Annotated in this window: 16 protein-coding genes; 3 read left to right on the top strand and 13 right to left on the bottom strand. The window is 59.3% G+C overall.

The genetic code is table 11. The features are described 5' to 3' along the window. Window positions 1-2: 2 nt before the first annotated feature. From LG327_RS07800 to LG327_RS07755, 10 genes are all read right to left on the bottom strand, one after another. Window positions 3-1,766 (bottom strand): GspE/PulE family protein, encoded by a 1,764-nt coding sequence (locus LG327_RS07800; protein WP_404369290.1) that lies wholly within the window; start codon window positions 1,764-1,766, stop codon window positions 3-5. A gap of 51 nt (window positions 1,767-1,817) precedes the next feature. Next, the gene (locus LG327_RS07795; RefSeq protein ID WP_404368085.1) at window positions 1,818-2,990 is read right to left on the bottom strand and encodes an MSHA biogenesis protein MshN; all 1,173 of its coding nucleotides are present in this window, start codon (window positions 2,988-2,990) and stop codon (window positions 1,818-1,820) included. Continuing rightward, window positions 2,987-3,829, bottom strand: coding sequence for an ExeA family protein (locus LG327_RS07790; RefSeq protein WP_404368083.1), 843 nt, complete (start codon window positions 3,827-3,829; stop codon window positions 2,987-2,989). Before LG327_RS07790 ends, LG327_RS07795 begins: the two co-directional genes overlap by 4 nt. 12 nt (window positions 3,830-3,841) lie before the next feature. Beyond that, window positions 3,842-5,560 carry a pilus (MSHA type) biogenesis protein MshL gene (gene mshL / locus LG327_RS07785; protein ID WP_404368080.1) on the bottom strand — a complete coding sequence of 573 codons (1,719 nt, stop codon included), beginning with the start codon at window positions 5,558-5,560 and terminating at the stop codon, window positions 3,842-3,844. Window positions 5,561-5,580: 20 nt separating this feature from the next. Beyond that, window positions 5,581-5,910, bottom strand: coding sequence for a hypothetical protein (locus tag LG327_RS07780; RefSeq protein WP_404368078.1), 330 nt, complete (start codon window positions 5,908-5,910; stop codon window positions 5,581-5,583). A gap of 1 nt (window position 5,911) precedes the next feature. Then, window positions 5,912-6,580 carry an MSHA biogenesis protein MshJ gene (locus LG327_RS07775; protein ID WP_404368075.1) on the bottom strand — a complete coding sequence of 223 codons (669 nt, stop codon included), beginning with the start codon at window positions 6,578-6,580 and terminating at the stop codon, window positions 5,912-5,914. After that, window positions 6,577-7,185, bottom strand: a complete 609-nt coding sequence (locus LG327_RS07770) for a PilN domain-containing protein (RefSeq protein ID WP_404368072.1) — start codon at window positions 7,183-7,185, stop codon at window positions 6,577-6,579. Before LG327_RS07770 ends, LG327_RS07775 begins: the two co-directional genes overlap by 4 nt. Further along, window positions 7,182-8,114, bottom strand: a complete 933-nt coding sequence (locus LG327_RS07765) for a biogenesis protein MshI (protein ID WP_404368069.1) — start codon at window positions 8,112-8,114, stop codon at window positions 7,182-7,184. Before LG327_RS07765 ends, LG327_RS07770 begins: the two co-directional genes overlap by 4 nt. 385 nt (window positions 8,115-8,499) lie before the next feature. Beyond that, window positions 8,500-9,816 (bottom strand): dihydrolipoamide acetyltransferase family protein, encoded by a 1,317-nt coding sequence (locus LG327_RS07760; protein WP_404368066.1) that lies wholly within the window; start codon window positions 9,814-9,816, stop codon window positions 8,500-8,502. A gap of 1 nt (window position 9,817) precedes the next feature. Further along, a complete protein-coding gene (locus tag LG327_RS07755) occupies window positions 9,818-11,830 on the bottom strand; it encodes a transketolase C-terminal domain-containing protein (RefSeq protein ID WP_404368063.1) in 2,013 nt (670 codons plus the stop codon). A 202-nt stretch (window positions 11,831-12,032) separates the two neighbouring features. Between LG327_RS07755 and LG327_RS07750 the strand changes: the two genes are divergently transcribed. Beyond that, window positions 12,033-12,533, top strand: a complete 501-nt coding sequence (locus LG327_RS07750; protein WP_404368060.1) for an Lrp/AsnC family transcriptional regulator — start codon at window positions 12,033-12,035, stop codon at window positions 12,531-12,533. Window positions 12,534-12,593: 60 nt separating this feature from the next. Here the strand turns inward: LG327_RS07750 and LG327_RS07745 are convergent, their stop codons facing one another. Next, window positions 12,594-13,067, bottom strand: a complete 474-nt coding sequence (locus LG327_RS07745; protein WP_404368057.1) for an Lrp/AsnC family transcriptional regulator — start codon at window positions 13,065-13,067, stop codon at window positions 12,594-12,596. Window positions 13,068-13,241: 174 nt separating this feature from the next. On the opposite strand from LG327_RS07745, the gene LG327_RS07740 reads away from it, so the two are divergent. Both LG327_RS07740 and LG327_RS07735 read left to right on the top strand, forming a co-directional pair. Further along, window positions 13,242-14,432 (top strand): aromatic amino acid transaminase, encoded by a 1,191-nt coding sequence (locus tag LG327_RS07740; protein ID WP_404368054.1) that lies wholly within the window; start codon window positions 13,242-13,244, stop codon window positions 14,430-14,432. Window positions 14,433-14,508: 76 nt separating this feature from the next. Then, the gene (locus tag LG327_RS07735) at window positions 14,509-15,891 is read left to right on the top strand and encodes a sodium-dependent transporter (RefSeq protein WP_404368052.1); all 1,383 of its coding nucleotides are present in this window, start codon (window positions 14,509-14,511) and stop codon (window positions 15,889-15,891) included. A 209-nt stretch (window positions 15,892-16,100) separates the two neighbouring features. On the opposite strand, the gene ssb is transcribed toward LG327_RS07735, so the two are convergent. Both ssb and LG327_RS07725 read right to left on the bottom strand, forming a co-directional pair. Beyond that, window positions 16,101-16,625 carry a single-stranded DNA-binding protein gene (ssb, locus tag LG327_RS07730; RefSeq protein ID WP_404368049.1) on the bottom strand — a complete coding sequence of 175 codons (525 nt, stop codon included), beginning with the start codon at window positions 16,623-16,625 and terminating at the stop codon, window positions 16,101-16,103. A 119-nt stretch (window positions 16,626-16,744) separates the two neighbouring features. Continuing rightward, a complete protein-coding gene (locus LG327_RS07725) occupies window positions 16,745-18,115 on the bottom strand; it encodes an MFS transporter (protein ID WP_404368046.1) in 1,371 nt (456 codons plus the stop codon). Window positions 18,116-18,210: the final 95 nt, after the last annotated feature.

The following is an 18,210-nucleotide window of genomic DNA, read 5'->3' as shown; positions in this document are numbered from 1 at the left end:
GTTCATGATTCCGGTAAATCCATGATGGTGGGCGGCACCGGCTCTTCCGGGCCAAATTCCGGCTCAGACATGGCTGTCACCCTGGCCACTTCCTTGATGGAAGTCACCCCTTCCAGTGCGTAATCCATGGCGCACTGGGCCAGCGGCCGGTAGAGCTGGCTGCGACGGGCGGCTTTGGCAAAGGCAGAGACATCCTGTCGGCGCAGGGCATCCAGCATGGTTTCATCAAGCACCAGCATCTCATAGACGCCAATCCGGCCCTTGTAACCTGTGTTGCCGCACTGGTAGCAGCCCCGGCCCTCCACGAAGCCACCGGCGATGTCCAGCGGGTCCCGGTGGAAAGTGTCCAGCCAGATCTGTTCCTGTTCCGTGGGCTCATAGGGATCTTTGCAGTTGTCGCAGATACGCCGGATCAGGCGCTGGGCCATCACGCCCAGCAGCGAACTTGCTACAAGGAACGGCTGGGCCCCCATGTCGATCAATCGCATGGCACTGCTGATAGCATCGTTGGTGTGCAGTGTCGACAGCACCAGATGGCCCGTCATGGCAGCCCGCAGGCCAATCTCCACGGTTTCCCTGTCGCGCATCTCCCCCACCAGGATGACATCCGGGTCCTGTCGGAGCGCAGCGCGGAGAACGGTGGCGAACTCCAGGCCGATCTTGGGGTTCACCTGCACCTGGGTGATTCTTGGCAGCCGGTATTCCACCGGGTCCTCGGCGGTGATGATCTTGACCTCAGGCCGGTTGAGTTCGCTCAGCGCGCCGTAAAGCGTTGTGGTCTTACCGCTACCCGTAGGCCCGGTTACCAGAATCATGCCATGGGGTGTATGAATGAGTTTTCGGAAACGCTCCAGAATGGCGGGAGGCATGCCGCCGCTGGCAAGATCCAGGGTGCCTTCCGACTGGTCCAGAAGACGCATGACCACGGATTCGCCGTGCTGGACCGGCATGGTGGACACCCGCACGTCGATGCTGCGGCCCTTGACCCGGACATTGAAACGGCCATCCTGGGGCATCCGTTTCTCGGAAATATTGAGTCCGGCCATCAGCTTCAGGCGGAGAACCAGGGCGGAGTTTACCCGCTTCTCCTTCATCACCTGCTCCTGGAGCACGCCGTCTACCCGTTGACGTATCCGCACCACGCTTTCGTCAGGTTCAATGTGAATGTCTGAACTGCGAGCCTGAACAGCATCCTCGAAGAGTGTCTGCAGGAGCTTGACCACCGGAGCCTCGGCGGCTTCACCTTCGGCACCCAGTTCTGCCAGATCGTAGGCGTCTTCGCCCAGTTCGTCTTCCAGCTCTTCCGCCAGGGAGGCGATTTCATCGGTGCGGCGGTAAACCAGATCCAGGGTATTCAGCAGTTCACTTTCCCGGACCACCGCCTGCTTGACCGGCTGCCGCAGTACCCGGACCAGCTCATCATAGGCGAAAATATCCATGGGGTCGGCCATGCCTACCAGCAGTTCGCCACCCTGCTCCGCCAGCACGATACTGCGAAACCGGCGCGCCAGGGTTTCAGGCAGGCGCTTGATCAGCTCATTGTTGAACTGGAAATGCCGCAACTGCACAAAGGGGATATCCAGCTGGCGGGACAGGAAGTTGAGCAGGTTGTCCTCTTCCACATAACCCAGATCCACCAGGGTGCGCCCCAGTTTACGGCCGGTATTTTTCTGCTCCCGCAGGGCGGTCATCAGCTGTTCTTCAGTGATGACCTCGTTCTGGACCAGCAGGTCCCCGATGCGGATTTTCTTTCTTGGCTCAGCCATATTCTTCGCGTCAGCCATGGTTGCCATACCGGTTAGCGGTTGTGTTCATGGTCAGCCTCCCCTCAGCGCGGCCAGCCGCTGCCGACAGTATTCCGCCAGCGACCGGGGCAGCCCTGGCATGGTCATGGCCTGGCGGTAGGCTCTCTCGGCACTGCGCAGCTGCTGGTCGGCCTCTAGCGCTATGGCCAGACCCACCCACCAGCGGCCCTGGCTGCTGTCGTGCTCAATCAGCTCCGCCCAGCGGGTCACCGCAGCATTGTGCCGGCCCTGCTGCTGCAACAGAGTGGCCAGGGTAACTGTGTACTCGGGGTTCCGGGATACCGGAGGCACCTCCCACTCCAGAATGTTCAGAGCAGCATCAGCCTGCCCCTGGGCGAGCAGGGCCCTTGCTCTGAGAACTCTCAGGCTGGCGTCAGGACGGGCGACATCTTCCGGCAGCCACTGCAGGGCCCGGCCAGCCTGCTGCTGGACTATCAGGTGACGGGCCAGCTGCCCGCGACTCAGAGGCGCTTGCTGTTTCTCCAGCAATTCACTGAGCATCCGCTCCGCCTCGTTAATCCGCCCCCGGCTTAACAGCTTGCCAATGCGTGATTCGGCGCGGCGATCAAGCCGTTCGGGAGTCTCCTGCTGCTGTTTTATGGCCTGAGGCTGGGCGGTCTGGTCCGCGCCGTCTTTCTGTGCCGGGGCAGACGCAACGTCATCGCCGGTGTTGTTGTCAGCAGGCACGAGCTCAGGTTCAGGCACAGCCATGCTCACCCGCTCTGCCTGTTGGGCCGGTTCCGGCGCAGGCGATGAAACGCTTTCCCCGGGCCTGCCGGTGGCCGCTACAGCGGCTGTTTTTTCCGGCAGCGGTGCCGGGTCGGCTGCTGTCGGCTGAGCTTCCCTCCCAACGGCCTCTCCAGTGGGGATTATGGGCTCGGGAGCAGGGGAACTGACGACGTCGGGCTGCAGCTCACTCGCAGGCGCTGGTTTTTCCCGCACCACCAGACCTGTCGCTGGCTCTGATATCACGCTGGCAGTACCCGGCTCAGGTTCCTGCGGCCAGAACATGATGCCAGCTGCGACGATGGCCACCACCAGAAGCAGCAGAAGAGGCCAGAGCCACGGGCCCCGACTGCTCCTGGATGAATCGGAGGGCGCCGCCTGGCCCGGGTAAGCGGCCGGCGCAACCGGCCGCTCCTGCCTCTGTTCGGCGCCGCGCAGGGCGTCGTTCAGCAGACTCACAGCCACCTCCCCAGAAATCCCGGGCGGTGACAGCTGTCGGTATCCCGGATGGCCTGCAGCACATGCCAGCGGGCAATCTGCCGGTCGCCACGGCCCCAGGCTGCCAGCAGAGCCTTGTGGGCCAGAATATTCAGCAGCCGGGGAATGCCGCCAGACGCCCGGGCAATCAGGCGCAGGGCTCCCGGCGCAAACAGATCGCCGCCGTTATAGCCAGCCCGGGCCAGCCGGTGACGCAGATACTGGGCTACCGCACCGCGGTCGAGAGGGCTCAGCCGGTACTGGAAGGTAATCCGCTGTTTCAGCTGGCGCAGGCTGGATTTGTTAAGCAGAACGTCAAGCTCGGGCTGACCGAAAAGAACGACCTGCAGAAGGCGGGCATTCTCAGTCTCAAGATTGGTCAGTAGCCGCAGTGCCTCGATGGTTTCCTCCGGCATGGCCTGGGCTTCATCAATCACCAGCACCACCTGCTGACCGTCACTCGCTAATTCAATCAGCCGACCGGTCAGCGCCTTGAGTACCCGGTGGGTATTGTCATTTTTCCCCAGTGTAACCCCAAGCTCGTCTGCCACGGCCTCGTAAAGGGTTTCCGGCGTAAGGCCCGGGTTGGGAATATAGGCAGTAGTGGTTGCCCCCTCTTCAAGAGCATTCAGCAGCAACCGGCAGAGGAGTGTCTTTCCGGTGCCTACTTCGCCGGTGATCTTGATGAAACCCTCACGCTCCCGCAGGGCCACCAGCAGCAGCTCCAGCGCATCACTGTGACTTCTGGCCCTCAGGAAGTAGCGGGTGTTTGGCGTGAGCGCAAACGGCGCTTCCTGTAATCCAAAGTGGGCTTCGTACATCTATGACCCCGGTTACTGCTGCTCTGGACGCGCAGGCTGTGGTGTAACGGACTTCGGCGATTCCAGCAGTTCCCTGAGCACTCTCATTCGTTCCTTCGTCGCCGAAATGTCCTGCTGATAGGGGCTGACACCCGCAACGACAGGGCGCAGCAGTATGACCAGTTCGCTCTTTTCACTTTCGAAATGGCGCTGGCGGAAGAGTTCCCCAAGCAGCGGAATCTCGCTGAAGAAAGGCACGGCGGAATTACGGTCTTCGCTGTTGTTCTGGATCAGCCCACCGATCACTACAATCTGCCCGCTCTCGGCCCGAATCATGCTGTCAGTTTCACGGACTGTGCTGAGCGCAAGCGGCAGGGCTACGTCCTGATCACCGATGGTGATTACTTTTTCCTGATCATTGACCTCACTGACGGACGGATGGACGTGCAGCGTAATTGAGCCGTCCTCGGCAATCTGCGGGGTAACATCCAGCGAGATGCCGGAAAAGAACGGCGTCAGCTCAATGGATGTGGTGGTGTCCGACGTTGCGCCGAGAGCCGCGTCATCCTCGTTGAAATCCACATCGGTCACGAAGAACTCATCGGTGCCGACCTTGATCACGGCTTTCTGGTTGTTGAGGGTGGAGATTCTGGGGCTTGAAAGGATCTGCACGTTGCCCTGCCTTCCCAGCAGTTGAATCATTGCATTGAAGCTGCCTTCACGGAAGGTGGCCGAGAAAACGCCGCCAATGTCCCCGCCACTCACAACGCGCCCCATCAGACTCTGCGCCGAAAAGTCCTCGGGAAGGCCGTCACTGCCGGTGGCACTTGAGCCGCTCTGAACATCCGACCAGTCCACGCCCTGCTGATAACCTTCGTTAAGTGTGATCTCCAGGATTTTTGCTTCCAGGATAACCTGACGCTGCATGATCAACTGGGTCTGGGTCAGGTAATCCTCCACCTGGCGCAGGTCAGCCGCGGGTGCACGCACCATCACCAGCCCCGAGCCTGCGTTCGTGATGACCTGGCGGCCGTCGTTACTGCCGACAATCATGCGGATTGCCGTATCGAGAGAGCCCCAGAAATCCGACTCAGTGGTGGTGGAAATGCGGGTACCCACAAGAGGAGATACATCCCTGCCCCGGTTACCCGTGCCTGTGCCGTTGTCAGTGCCACTGCCACCCCCGCTGCCCGCAGCAGACACGCTGCCGGAGCTGACCTGGGTTTCCGACCCGCCCTGACGCTTCAGGTGGAGGTAGTCAATGGGAAAGATTCGGGTCTGTATGCCACCCGGGAGCACCCGGTAGAGCTGGCCGTTGCGCTGAATATCCAGATCGTAAAGATCCCCGGCGATGTCCATTACTTCCGGCACGGTGACATCCCTCAGGCTGAGCCTGATGGACTCGTCGACGCGGGGGTGAACAACTACATTGTAATCGCTACCCTCGACCAGGGCCTGAAAAAAGGTGGGCGCTGCCAGATCCCGGGCACTGATATCAAACCGGTCACCATCCGCTTCATCAGCCTTCAGGGAAGGCAGCAGTGCATCAGTAATTCCTGAAGGCACTCCGGACTCTGGTGAACCTGCTGTCCTGCGTTCCGCTTCCCGGGATTCGGCCTCAGCAAGTGAGTCTTCAATTGCCCTGGCGGCATCGGAGGAGGTTGCCTTGCTCGTGCGCATCAAGGGGTTGTTACTGCAGGCTGTCAGCAGCATCACCAGAGCCAGGCCGGCAGCCAGTTTACACCTTGTCATAGAGAACCCTTTGAAACATGTCATGGCGATACCCGCACGGACGGCGGCATTTTCCAGCGCAGAATTCTTGTCCGTCCCTGCTCTTTCAGCGTTACCCGGTCGGGGTATATCCGCACCAGGGTTTTTCCGCTGAAGCGCTCCCCCTCAATGCGGGCAATGCCATCAATCACCGCAACCCGACGATCCGGACCTACCACAATGGAATCAAGGGAATACTCCCTAACTTCCCGGGCGGCCGGGGGCGCGACCCGGAAATCCGGCGGTCTCGTGGGGTCTTCCAGAGCCTGGGCCACCGGGGTGATCAGAATCGCGGGAAGTATCAGGCTCAGAAGCCGCAGCCGTGTCATCATGTCAGACTCCCAGTCCTGCCTGGCTCAGGCCAAGGGTGCGGACCCGCACCCTTGCCTCAGCTTTGGGAAACGCCCCTGTTTCATAGTACAGTCGGCTCCAGCCAAGACGCTGATCAAGAGCTTCGAGACGCTCCAGGTAACCCAGCAGCTCAAGGTAGCGGCCACTCACTACCAGTTCCACATCGTGGGCATAAAGCAGCGGTTCTTCACCTTCGGCCTTGGCTTCGGCGCTGCTATGAACAGGGACTGGCGGCAGCAGTTCCAGCGCAACCAGATCCAGCCCTTCCTGAGTGGCCAGCATGTTGCGCAAAAGCAATACCATGGCCTCCGGCGCTATCAGGCCATCAGTCGCTGCGGCCAGTTGCTGATTCAGACCCGCCAGCCGCTCCTGCCGACGCACAAGCCTTTCTTTCAGCTCAGCCGCCGGGTCCTGCCGCAGCCTCTGGGTCAGCAGTTCCACCTGATTCTGCCAGTCCTGCTGGCGCTGCTCGGCCTGCAGCAGTTGGCCCTGCATGCGCTCACGTTCCTTGAGCACTGGCGCCACAGCCAGTTCCCAGCCAGCCAGCAGAATGACAATGACAAGAGTCGCCAGAATCAGCGTCCGCTCCCGGTAGGGTCGCGCGTTGTACCACTGGGCGCCCTGATTCAGCTGCTCGCGAATCCTGCTCATGAGCCACCTCCAGGCGTCCGCTCCGAAGCGATCTCGAAATTTATCCAGCGGCCACTCTCATCCCGCTGCAGATTCAGATGCTCAAAGCGCCGGCCACTGAACACAGGTTCCCGGCCCAGCTGCTCCAGATAGACCGGCACCTGGTCTCCCTCACGGGTGCGGCCTGAAAGCTGCACCTGGTTGCGGGTCAGGTCTACCATGAAGCCAGTGAGCCAGACCTGTTCCGGAGCCTGGCGCGCCAGAGCTGTCATAAAGGGAGAAAAACCCCTGCGGTCAGTGGAGACAAGACGGGACACCTCGGCAAGCAGCCGCTGACGCTGGGCGATATCCCCGGTTACCTGATCGACCGCCCGCACCATGTCCGGATCCACCTGCTGTGCTTCTATTTCGGCGGTTAAACGGCCGACACGGCGTTCCATCTGCTGGATCCGGTCATTCAGGGTTTGCAGCCGGGCTTCCTGGTCTGCCGCCTCCACGCGCACAAAAATGGCAATGGCCAGCACAACCACCAGGGTGACAGCAAGTGCGGCAAGCAGGGTGCCCGCCTGCAGGGGTTCCCGGCGCGGGCGTAATTCGTCGGTGTAAAGATTGACCTGCTGAATCATTGGCTTTCACCCTTGCGCGCTGCTGGCGCCAGAGGCTGGCCGGCGCTCCACACCGTAAGGCACCGGCTGTCCAGGGGTTCAGTCAACCCGTGCTGTGTCCAGTCGATCTGTTCAACCGACGGCGCCATGTAGGCGGAAAGCATGGAAGACAGGGGGAGCATCGCATCCCGCGCGACCAGGTGAATCGCCCGCGGAGGCACCTGACCCAGCTGACTTTCAAAATAGTCGAGGGACCGCTGGGCTTCCAGCGCCAGCGACTGTACCGCATTCTCCTGGCGGGAGGCATCCCGCAGGTCATCCGAGGTGACGTCAAGTCGCCGGGACAGGTAAAGAACCGGCCCCTTGCAGACCACCATCTGGCCGTAGCGATCCCGCAGATGCACCAGAGCGACACCCCGACCCTGCGGGTCCAGCGAGGCCGCGAAATTGCGCAACGCCAGCTCCGCTATGTCAATCCGGTCAAGCTCGAGGTTCGCCTCACTTACCAGATCCGCCAGTTCGGACGCCATGGACTTGCGGGCCGCAACCACGTTGATCAGATCGCCACGACCGCGAGAGGCATCACTGGGAAAGGGAAAAACATCGCAGACTGCGTCGGAGGGGCTGTAGTCAAGCAGATCCTTGAGCTTCCAGCGCAGGGCGGAAGCCAGTTCGGTATCGGCAAGCTCGCTCGGGCGTTCGAGCTGAAACACACTGTACTGATCCAGTGGCAGAACCAGTGTTGCTTTAAAGCCCGACCAGTCCCGTTCGGTTACCAGTTGGGACAGGGCTTCCCTGCGTCCGGCGGGAGTGCATTGCAGAAAGCCAAAGGATGCCTGCTTTTCTGGCGCTGAAAGTACTGCAGACCAGCCAATGCCGTCGGCCCGTACTTCGAGGCAAACCCGACCCTTTCCCGCCGATCGTCTAAACAGCCATTTCAAGAGAGACACCGTCACCCGGGAACCTTCTTACTACGATATGGTGATTTGAATAAGCGTCGACCTCAACGCCTGCATTGCCGTGGCTGACTGAAAACACCTGGCCGGAAACAATCGGCTTGCTCTTCGCGCCAACAGCATACAGCCCTGACCATTAGCGGCCAAATTCTGTGCTCTTATGCGCAGTTTGACAAGTCACTGAGCAGCCCATACACAAAGTATGACAAGTCCGGAAGGCAAAAGATTAGCTGAATTTGTCGCGACCAACCTGCTGCGGCTGATAAGTGACCAATATAAAGTGGCTACCCTGATCAACCAGGGTCGAGGCGGGAAGTAAAACCAACTGCCGGAAAAGGGGGGGAACTCCCTGCCTGAACAGGCAGGGAGTCAAATTCAATTAATCTTCAGGTGGCCAGGTCTGCAACACCTCGACAAAGCGGCTCAGCCAGGCATTGGTCTGGCTGCCATCGAGAACACGATGATCAATGGTGAGGGAAACATAGGCCATGGGCCGGGCCTGGAAGCTGTCTGCGCCATCCACTTCCCGCACAACGACCCGTTTTTCCAGTGCGCCTATGCCAAGAATCGCGGACTGGGGCTGATTGATAATGATTGGTGAAGCGAACAGCGAGCCTGAGACTCCGTGGTTGGAAATGGTGAACGTGCCGCCCTGCACATCCCCACCTTTCAGGGTATTGTTCCTGGCGGCTTCGGTAAGGGCCTGCAGCCGCGCGGCGATGCCCAGCAGCGACAGGTCCTGGGACTTGTGGATCACCGGCACTATCAAACCTTTCTGCCCGAGGGCTGCACCGACACCGATATTGATGTCCTTGTACAACTCCAGATAATCCTCATGCCAGCGGCTGTTCACTTCCGGGGCCGCGCTCATTGCCTTGACGGCCGCAGCCACGAAATAGGCCGTAAATGTCAGGTTCACGCCCTGCTCCGCAAATTTCGCCTTGTGCTTTTTGCGATGGGCGATAATGGCACTGAAATCTGCCTCAAATACCGCGGTTACGTGCGGAGCCTCGGTTACCGAACGCTGCATGTGCTCGGCAATACTGCGACGCATCCGGCTGTGAGGCACATGCGCTGCAACCTCTGGGCCTCCAGCCCGCGTCGGGGCGGGGACTATTCCCCCCGGCTTTTCCGCTTGCGGCGCATTTTCCGGAGCGGCTTTTGCGGTGTGCTGGGCGCTTGCAGGCTTCTGCTCCATCTCGGAGATGGCCTGAACCACGTCCGCCCGGGTAAGGCGGCCGTCTTTCCCTGTTCCCCGGATTTCCGCCGGCTCCAGGTCATGTTCTGCCACCAGGCGTCGTACGGCAGGGGACAGACGAAGCTCACGTTCGGATTCGCTAACGTCTTTGCCTTCGCCTTCCGGCGCTGCTGGCTTTTCTGGCTTTTTCGGGGCCAGGGCCAGGCCACTTTCCGGCTCTTTCGGTGCTTCTGCTGAAGCAGTCGCGGCAGCAACGCGGCCAAGTACCGCACCCGGTTCGGCCTGTGCGCCTTCCGCCAGAACTACTTCCAGGATGCCATCGGAAGGAGCGGAAACCTCCACCACCACCTTGTCGGTTTCCAATTCCACCACAGGTTCGTCCTTGCTGACGAAATCGCCGGATTTTTTGAGCCAGCCTGCGACAACGGCCTGGGTGCCCTCCTGCTCCAGGGGGGCGATCACATCCTGAACTTCGCCCTGGGTTTTCGAATCAGTCATTTCAGAACTCCACCAGGAAATCAATTTTGGCGCGGATATCCTCCACTGACGGGAGGGCGTACTCCATTAACAACGGATGATGAGGGCTCGGAATGTCGGGCATGGTCAGGCGGACGACCGGTGAATCCAGATCGAGGAAGGCCTCATCGGCCACCACGGCAGAAATCTCGGCGCCAAAGCCAGCGGTACCGAGGTCCTCATGCACGATCAGACACCGGTGGGTGCGACGGACCGATGCCAACACCGCCTCCCTGTCCCAGGGCATCAGTGTGCGCAGATCAATGATGTGAACTGAGCGTCCTTCTGCAGCTTTCTCGCAGCGTTCAACCATTGCGCCCCACGTGACGATGGTCAGATCATCACCCTCGACCACCGTCCGGGCCTTGCCGAACGGCAGGACAAAATCGTCCCCCGGATAGGGCCGGCGTGCGGAGGCCGCATCAAGCATCGCACGGTGCTCGAAGAAGATAACCGGATCGTTGCCGCGCATGGAGGTTCGCAGCAGACCGACAGCATCCTCGGCGTTGGATGGTACCGCCACTTTCCAGCCAGGTGAATGGACAAACTGGACTTCATTGGTCTGGCTGTGCCAGGGATCGCCACACTTAAAGAAGCCACCGGGAATCCTGACCACCATGGGGGCGGCAAAACGGTTATTGGTCCGCCAGCGCATGGTGCCGCAGTCATTAATCTGTTCCGCTGCCGGATCCGCGTATTTGCGGAACTGGATCTCGGGAACGGGCATGAGACCGGCCATGGCCATGCCGACGGCCCGCCCGATGATGCCTTCCTCCGACAGACTGGTGTCGAATACGCGCTCTTCCCCGTATTTGTCCTGCAGGCCAAGTGTTACCGCGTGCACGCCGCCCTTTGGCCCAACATCTTCCCCGAAAACGAGCACCCGCGGATTGGTGGCCAGCTCATGATCCAGGGTCTTTCGGATCGCGGCCACCATGTTGATGCGTGGGCCCTCCGGTTTCGGATTTTCCTGAGGTGCCGGTGCGCTATAGCCCCTGGTCCACTGGCCGCCACGCTGCTGTAATTCATCCTCATAAAACACGTTGCGGGTGACGCGGAGAGGGTCACTGACCGGGCGAGCCTCAGCTTCTTCCCGCGCCTTCTCCACAGTGGCTCTCGCATCTTCCTCGATCGCGTCCCACTCAGCGCCGGTAATCACTTCCGGAACGAGAAACTCCCGCAACCTGGGCAAGGGGTCCTGGGCCCACTCATTTTTGACGAACTCCGCAGACTTGTAAGTCTGAGTGTCCTGAAAGCTGTGACCCTGAAGGCGCGGGACCTTCAGTCGTAGCAGACAGGGCCCTTGCCGGGAGCGAACGTGTTCGATGGCGTCACTGATGAGCGTGGCACTTTCTTCGGGTTTGGAGCCATCGCCCGTCAGGATGTGCAAGCCCTGGAAGCCCGAAAGGTTCTTAGCTATGTCCCCCCCGGGAGTCTGGAATGTGGAGGGCACGGATATGCCGTAGCCGTTGTCTTCCACATAGAACAGCATGGGGAGTTTTTGAGTGGTTGCGGCGGTGAGCGCCGCCCAGAATCCGTTGGTTGCCACAGAGCCATCGCCGCCAAGAACTACGCTCATCGCATCGTCGTAGCTCGAGTCTTTAAGCACTTTGCTACAATAGTCAACAGCTTGCGCCCACCCCGCCGTTGGAGTGTACTGGGCGCCAACGCCGCCACACATGGGCAGGGCAGCCGGACCGCCAGGATTGGGGTAATTGAACACGACCCCGATATCGCGGCCGTCCGAGTACCCGCCGGCCCGCGCCATGGATGAACCCAGAGCGTCAGCCAGTTCGACGCCCATAGCCAGCAGTAACGGGCGGGAACGGTAGTAACCGCAGGCGGCATCATTCACGTTGGTCAATTTGAGCCCCAGCAGAATCTGGGCAAGATCGTGGCCGCGGGCCGAGAACTGGTAAAGTACCTTCTTCTCTGGAACCAGCACACGCTCCTCGAGATCATCCAGGGCACGTGAGACTTGAATGAGATACGCCACTCGCTTCCAGTCATACGACTGGGAAGCCGACTTCGAAGGGCTCGATTGGGAGGTCTTTTTCTGCGGGGCTGACATGTCGTTTTCCTCGCGGGATTCGCTGGGGCATTGGAAACAACGATGGTAGGGCTGAAGATTGAAAAAGTGCTTCCCCTTTTCCCGCCATTTAGGCATTTTGGAGAAAAATAATCCTGTCAGGTCCTTTATGAAAAAAGAAATATCTTCCGACCCCTTTGCAGCGAAAATTCTCAAGGAGCTTCAGATCGATGGACGCCTCACCGTGCAGGACCTCGCGAGCCGGATTGGCCTTTCCGCCACCCCCACCTGGAACCGGCTCCGGGAGCTGGAGCGAGCAGGTGTGATTCACCATTATACAGCGGTCGTGGATCGGGCCAGCGTCGGACTGGGCAGCTGTGTGCTGGCTGAGGTCAACCTGTCGCGTCACGTCGATAACGTGGTGGAGGAATTCGAAGAGGCGGTAAGAGAGTGCGCCGCGATCATCGAGTGCCAGAGCACCACGGGGTCCGCGGATTACCTGATCAAGGTCGTGACAGCCGATATCGCAGAGTACGATTCCTTTCTGCACAACGTCATCTTCAAGCTGCCGGGCGTTCGCGAAATCCGTTCAAGCGTGGTTTTGCGGGAAATCAAGAGTCAGTCGCCCCTGCCCCTGGACCACCTGGGTTCTCCATCGACCAACAGGTAATAACGCATACTTCTTTGGCTCTGGAGCCCGGTCTGCCCGCTAACTTCCCTGGTGGCCGAGTTACTCTTTTACGGGCACAGCTATGGTGTTTTTGATTTCCCTCAGGGCGAAATTGGAATTCACCTGAGCGATGCCTTGCAGAGTGAATATCTTCTCATTGAGGAACCGGTCATAGGCCGCCATGTCCGGAACCAGAACCCGCAATACAAAATCCGCATTCCCGGTGACAGCGAAGCACTGGAGCACCTCGGAATAACTGCTTACCTGTTGTTCGATCGTCGCCGTACTGTCGATGGTATGGCGCTGGAGCGACAAATTGACCAGCACGCAGAGACCCTGGCCGAGACGGGCGGGATCCAGGCGTGCACTGTAACCCAGGATGACTCCCTGCTCTTCCAGAGTGCGGACCCGTCGCCAACACGCCGCGGGTGACAAACCCACCTTTTCCGCAAGCATCTGGTTACTCAGACGGCCATCTTCCTGCAGCACCGACACAATACGACGGTCGATCTTGTCCAGCTCAAGCTGTTTCATTCAGTAACACCTTTAATATTTCGAGTTTCCTTTCTTATTATTGTCATTTATCAATAATTCTTTCGTGAGTGTTTATCGGAGATGCTCGAAAAGCAAGCACATTCGGCAGGATTATCCCTAGAATCTTCAGTTCTTGTACCCCTGCTCCGAACCGCAATGCCCGGGAGATAGAACATGTTTGAACACCTCAAGGTCCTGCCGCAGGATCCTATCCTGCAACTGATGCAAAGCTTTCGCGATGACCCCCGTCCTGACAAGGTGGATCTGGGTGTGGGGGTTTACCGCGATGCCACCGGCAACACTCCCATTATGGGCGCCGTCCACAAGGCGGCAAGACGCCTCCTGGAACACGAAAAAACCAAAAGCTATGTAGGCCCAGCGGGCTCGCCGGGCTTTAACTCGGCTGTAACAGAGCTGCTTCTGGGTGGGGACAACCCCCTGTCCCGTGACAACAGAGTGTCCACTATCCAGACGCCGGGTGGCTGCGGCGCCCTTCGAATGGCGGCGGAATTCATCAAGTTGTGCAAGCCCGATGCAGCTGTCTGGGTCAGCACGCCCACCTGGGCCAATCATATGCCGCTCCTGGGAGGCGCCGGACTTCGGATCCAGAGCTATCCCTACCTCAACAGCGAGACGCTGGAGGTGGATTTCGACGACATGATGGCAGCCCTGGAGATGGCCCGGAAAGGCGACGTAGTGCTGCTCCACGGCTGCTGCCACAATCCTTCGGGGGCAGACCTGACCGCATCGCAGTGGGCAGGCATCACCGACCTGATCCTGCGCAAGGAATTGCTGCCTTTTGTCGACATGGCCTACCAGGGTCTGGGCGATGGTCTGGAAGAGGATGCGCAGGGACTACGACACCTGGCACAGGCGGCGCCGGAAATGCTGGTTGCCGCCTCCTGCTCCAAGAATTTTGGCCTTTATCGGGAGCGCACCGGCGCCCTGATGCTGATTTCCGGGAATGCCAAAAGCCAGAAAGCGGCGAACAGTCAGTTGTTGAGCATCATCCGCGCTCATTATTCCATGCCCCCCGCCCATGGCGCGGGCCTGGTGGAAACCATCCTTCAGGACGATGAGCTCAGGCGCGAATGGCAAGCGGAACTGAGTGGCATGCGCGATCGCATACAGCAGTTGCGCCACGCCTTTAGCCGGGAACTGGCGTCGTCCGGTGATTTTGACTTCATCGCACGCCAGAAAGGAATGTTCTCATTTATCGGAATCAGCGAAAAACAGGTCAATTATCTGAGGGCGCATCATGGTATTTACCTGCTTGAATCCAGCCGGATAAACATAGCCGGACTATCAGACAAGACTCTCCCACGGGTTGCCGCAGCAATTCGGGAAGCAGTGGCTTCGGCCTGACGCTCACCCGGGCAGCAACATTTTGAGCTGCCCGGTCCCTTTATTAGAACAATAAAGACATACTGGAGAAATCTGTATGAATCACACGGACAAACCCCATCAACAGGCATCCACCCTGTGGACTTCCCGGATGGCTTTTATACTGGCCGCCGCAGGCTCTGCAGTGGGCCTGGGGAACATCTGGAAGTTTCCCTACATTACGGGCGAGAACGGTGGCGGTGCTTTTGTACTTGTTTATCTTGCCTGTATCGCACTTATCGGTATCCCGGTACTGATCGCCGAAACCATGATCGGCCGGCGCGGCGGGCGCAGCCCGATCGGGACCATGCGCTACCTGACCACCGAAGAAGGCACTTCCCGGGGCTGGCGTGTCATCGGCTGGAACGGAGTGATTGCCTCTTTTCTGGTCCTGTCCTTTTATTCGGTAATTGGCGGCTGGTCCCTGGTTTATATCGGCAAGACCGCGTTTGGCGCCTTTACCGGCGCTGACGCCGATGCCGTTGGCGGCCAGTTTGGCGGGCTTCTGGCCAGCCCCGGCCAGCTTCTGCTTTGGCACAGTGTGTTCATGGTGATTGTTGTCTTCATTGTCGGCAGGGGTATCCGGGCTGGCCTTGAGAAGGCCGTTAAACTACTCATGCCACTACTGTTCCTGCTGCTGACGGTCATGGTGATCTATGCCATGACCACGGGCAGTTTCGGTGAAGGCGTCAACTTTCTGTTCTCCCCCGACTTCAGCAAACTCACCACGACCGGCGTGCTCACTGCCCTGGGGCATGCAGCCTTCACTCTGAGCATCGGCATCGGCGTTCTGATGGCCTACGGCTCCTACCTGCCACAGAACGTCAACATCGCGAAAACGGCCATGAGTATCGCGATACTGGATGTGGCGGTTGCCCTGATGGCGGGGCTGGCCATCTTCCCGCTGGTGTTTGCCAACTCTCTGGAACCCGGCTCAGGCCCGGGCCTGATCTTCGTCACACTACCGCTCGCCTTCGGCCAGATGCCCGGCGGTATCTTCTTCGGGACTTTGTTCTTTGCATTGCTTCTGGTGGCAGCCATTACCTCTGCCATTTCCATGCTGGAGCCGGTGGTGGAATGGCTGGAAGAACACAGGGGCGTGAGCCGCTTCAAGAGTGCTTTGGTCGGCGGCCTGGCTATCTGGTTCATCGGTATTGGCACGGTGCTATCATTCAATATCTGGGGCGACGTCCACCCGCTTGGCTTCATTGCGGCTTTCGAAGGCAAGACCGTCTTTGACCTGCTTGATTTCCTGGTCTCCAATCTGATGATGCCACTGGGTGGCCTCGCCATTGCGCTCTTTGCCGGCTGGGCGATGCAGCGGGCACGTCTGCCCGAAGACATCGGTCTGAGCGGCCGGAGCTATGAAAGATTCATGTTCGTGCTGCGGTACGTGACCCCGGCCGGCATTCTGGTGGTATTCCTTTACAACGTCACTTGACCCTCCAGCGGGCGGGCGTCTTCTTCGGGCTCCCGCCCGCTCTCCTCTCCAGGGTGACGTGCCCTGATCAAGTCCCGGGCGCCAGAAGCCTGACTTATCGCCCGGCACTGCTTGAAGCCAGGTTATTTTCTTATCGGTAAGAATAAAAAAAGCCCCGAAAAACGGGGCTTTAGATTTAATAATTTGTCTATATTAGTCTATGGTCAACTCTAGAAGGGGATGTCGTCGTCGAAGTCGTCCACGGGCTCAGGCATTGGACCCTGACCTTGGGGCGCCGGGCTGTAACCACCGGAATCTGAACCCTTGCCCTGCTGGGTCTGACCAGCACTTGCTGCCTGCTGGGGCCGGCCAGCCGGCGCGCCCTGATTACTGCCGGCGGAGTCTCCACCCTTGCTGTCCAGCATCTGCATCTGGCCATTGATATCCACAACCACTTCCGTGGTGTAAACGTCCTGCCCTTCCTTGTTGGTCCACTTGCGGGTCTGTAGTTTGCCCTCGATGTAGACCTTGGAGCCTTTCCGGAGATACTGGCCCGCCACTTCCGCAATCTTGCCGAACATCACAATGCGATGCCATTCGGTCTTCGGGACCATCTGTCCGGTCTGCCGATCCTTGTAGCTCTCGTCTGTGGCCAGGTTGAGGTTGACCACTGCATTGCCATTCGGGGTGTAACGGGTGTCCGGGTCCTGCCCCAGATTGCCGATCAGGATAACTTTGTTGACGCCTCGTGCCATGATTCGCTCCTACCGTCTGGACCTGCTGGATCACTTCTCTTTGAATAATCCAGCAAACCCTGTCTTTTATATTCACCGGCATTCCGTCGCCGGCACTGTTAATTCAGAATGACGCTGATTCAGGATGACGCTGCGGGCCGTATGAACGGGAATTCAGACAGCCTTTTCTCATCGAAATGCAGCCGGTCCACTTTCAGCCAGGCTGTTTCCGAGTCTTCGAGGATCACTACATCTTCCACTCCGGGCAGGCTGCGAAGGCTCCGGTCAACCTGCCCTGCAGACACCCCTGCAGCGTTGTGCAACTGTACCATGAAACTCGCCGTATGACTCGGCCTCGGCATGGTCAGGGCAACCCCCAGCCAGAGCACAAGGGCCACTGCCATCATCGCCAGAACCCCGGCCAGGCCGGCGCTCGCCAGCAGAACGCCACCCAGCGCACCACCGATAAATGCACCCAGAAACTGGGACGTGGAATAGACCCCCATTGCGGTGCCCCGGGTTCCGGCCCTGGCTTCCTTGCTGATCAGTGAGGGCAGGCTTGCTTCCAGCAGATTAAAGGCCATGAAAAACACAAAAAGAATGATCCAGACGGCCGTGAGAGTGAGAGAAACCAAAGCGAAGCCTGCAATCGCCGCCAGGAGCAGAACAATCGCGCCGCATAGCACGGCTTTCATCTGGCGCTTCTTCTCCCCCAGGATGATGAAGGGAATCATGGCAAAAAAGGAGGCGATCATGACCGAGAGATAAAGCCACCAGTGGGAAGACGAAGGCAGGCCGACCTCGCCGGCAAGCAGGCTGGGCACCACCAGAAACAGTGCTGTCAGCACCAGATGCAGCACAAAAATGCCAAAGTCCAGCCTTAAAAGACGCTGGTCACTGAGTACCCGGCGCAACATGGCGCGGGCAGGCAGGGCCTCGGAATTGACAACGCTCAGGTGGGGCTGGGGCACAACCTGTCTGACCAGCACCAGCGCCACAACTGCCAGGGCGGCAGTAAAAAAGAAAATGCCGGACAGCCCAAAAGAATTTCCGATCAGAGGTCCCAGAACCAGCGATACGGAAAATGACAGTCCGATGGAAATTCCAACCAGGGCCATGGCCTTGGTGCGCTGCTCTTCCCGGGTAAGATCGCTGAGTAACGCCATCAGAACACTGGCTATGGCGCCGGACCCTTGAAGAATCCGTCCGGCAATCACACCGTATATGGAATCAGACATGGCCGCGAGGAGGCTGCCAAGAGCAAAGAGCACCAGGCCAAGGTAGATCATCCGCTTGCGCCCGAAGCGGTCGGACAGCATCCCGAAAGGTACCTGCAGAAGCGCCTGGCTCAGACCGTAACCACCGATGGCGACGCCGATCAGTACCGGAGTGGCACCCTGGAGATCGTCGGCGAGAAGCACGAAAACCGGCAGCACCATAAAGAGGCCGAGCATGCGCATCGCATAGACCGAGGCAAGGGCTGCTACGGAACGTTTCTCAAGTGCATTCATGGAACGTGCAGTTTCCTCAGGTCATTGGTCAACAGCGAACCGGATCCGCCGGGCATTGTATCAGATGAACACAGAGGCGTTTGCATTTCACCGCC

Source organism: Marinobacter sp. (genome assembly GCF_044799475.1).
GTDB lineage: Bacteria > Pseudomonadota > Gammaproteobacteria > Pseudomonadales > Oleiphilaceae > Marinobacter.
This window is presented reverse-complemented; position numbering and strand designations above follow the sequence as displayed.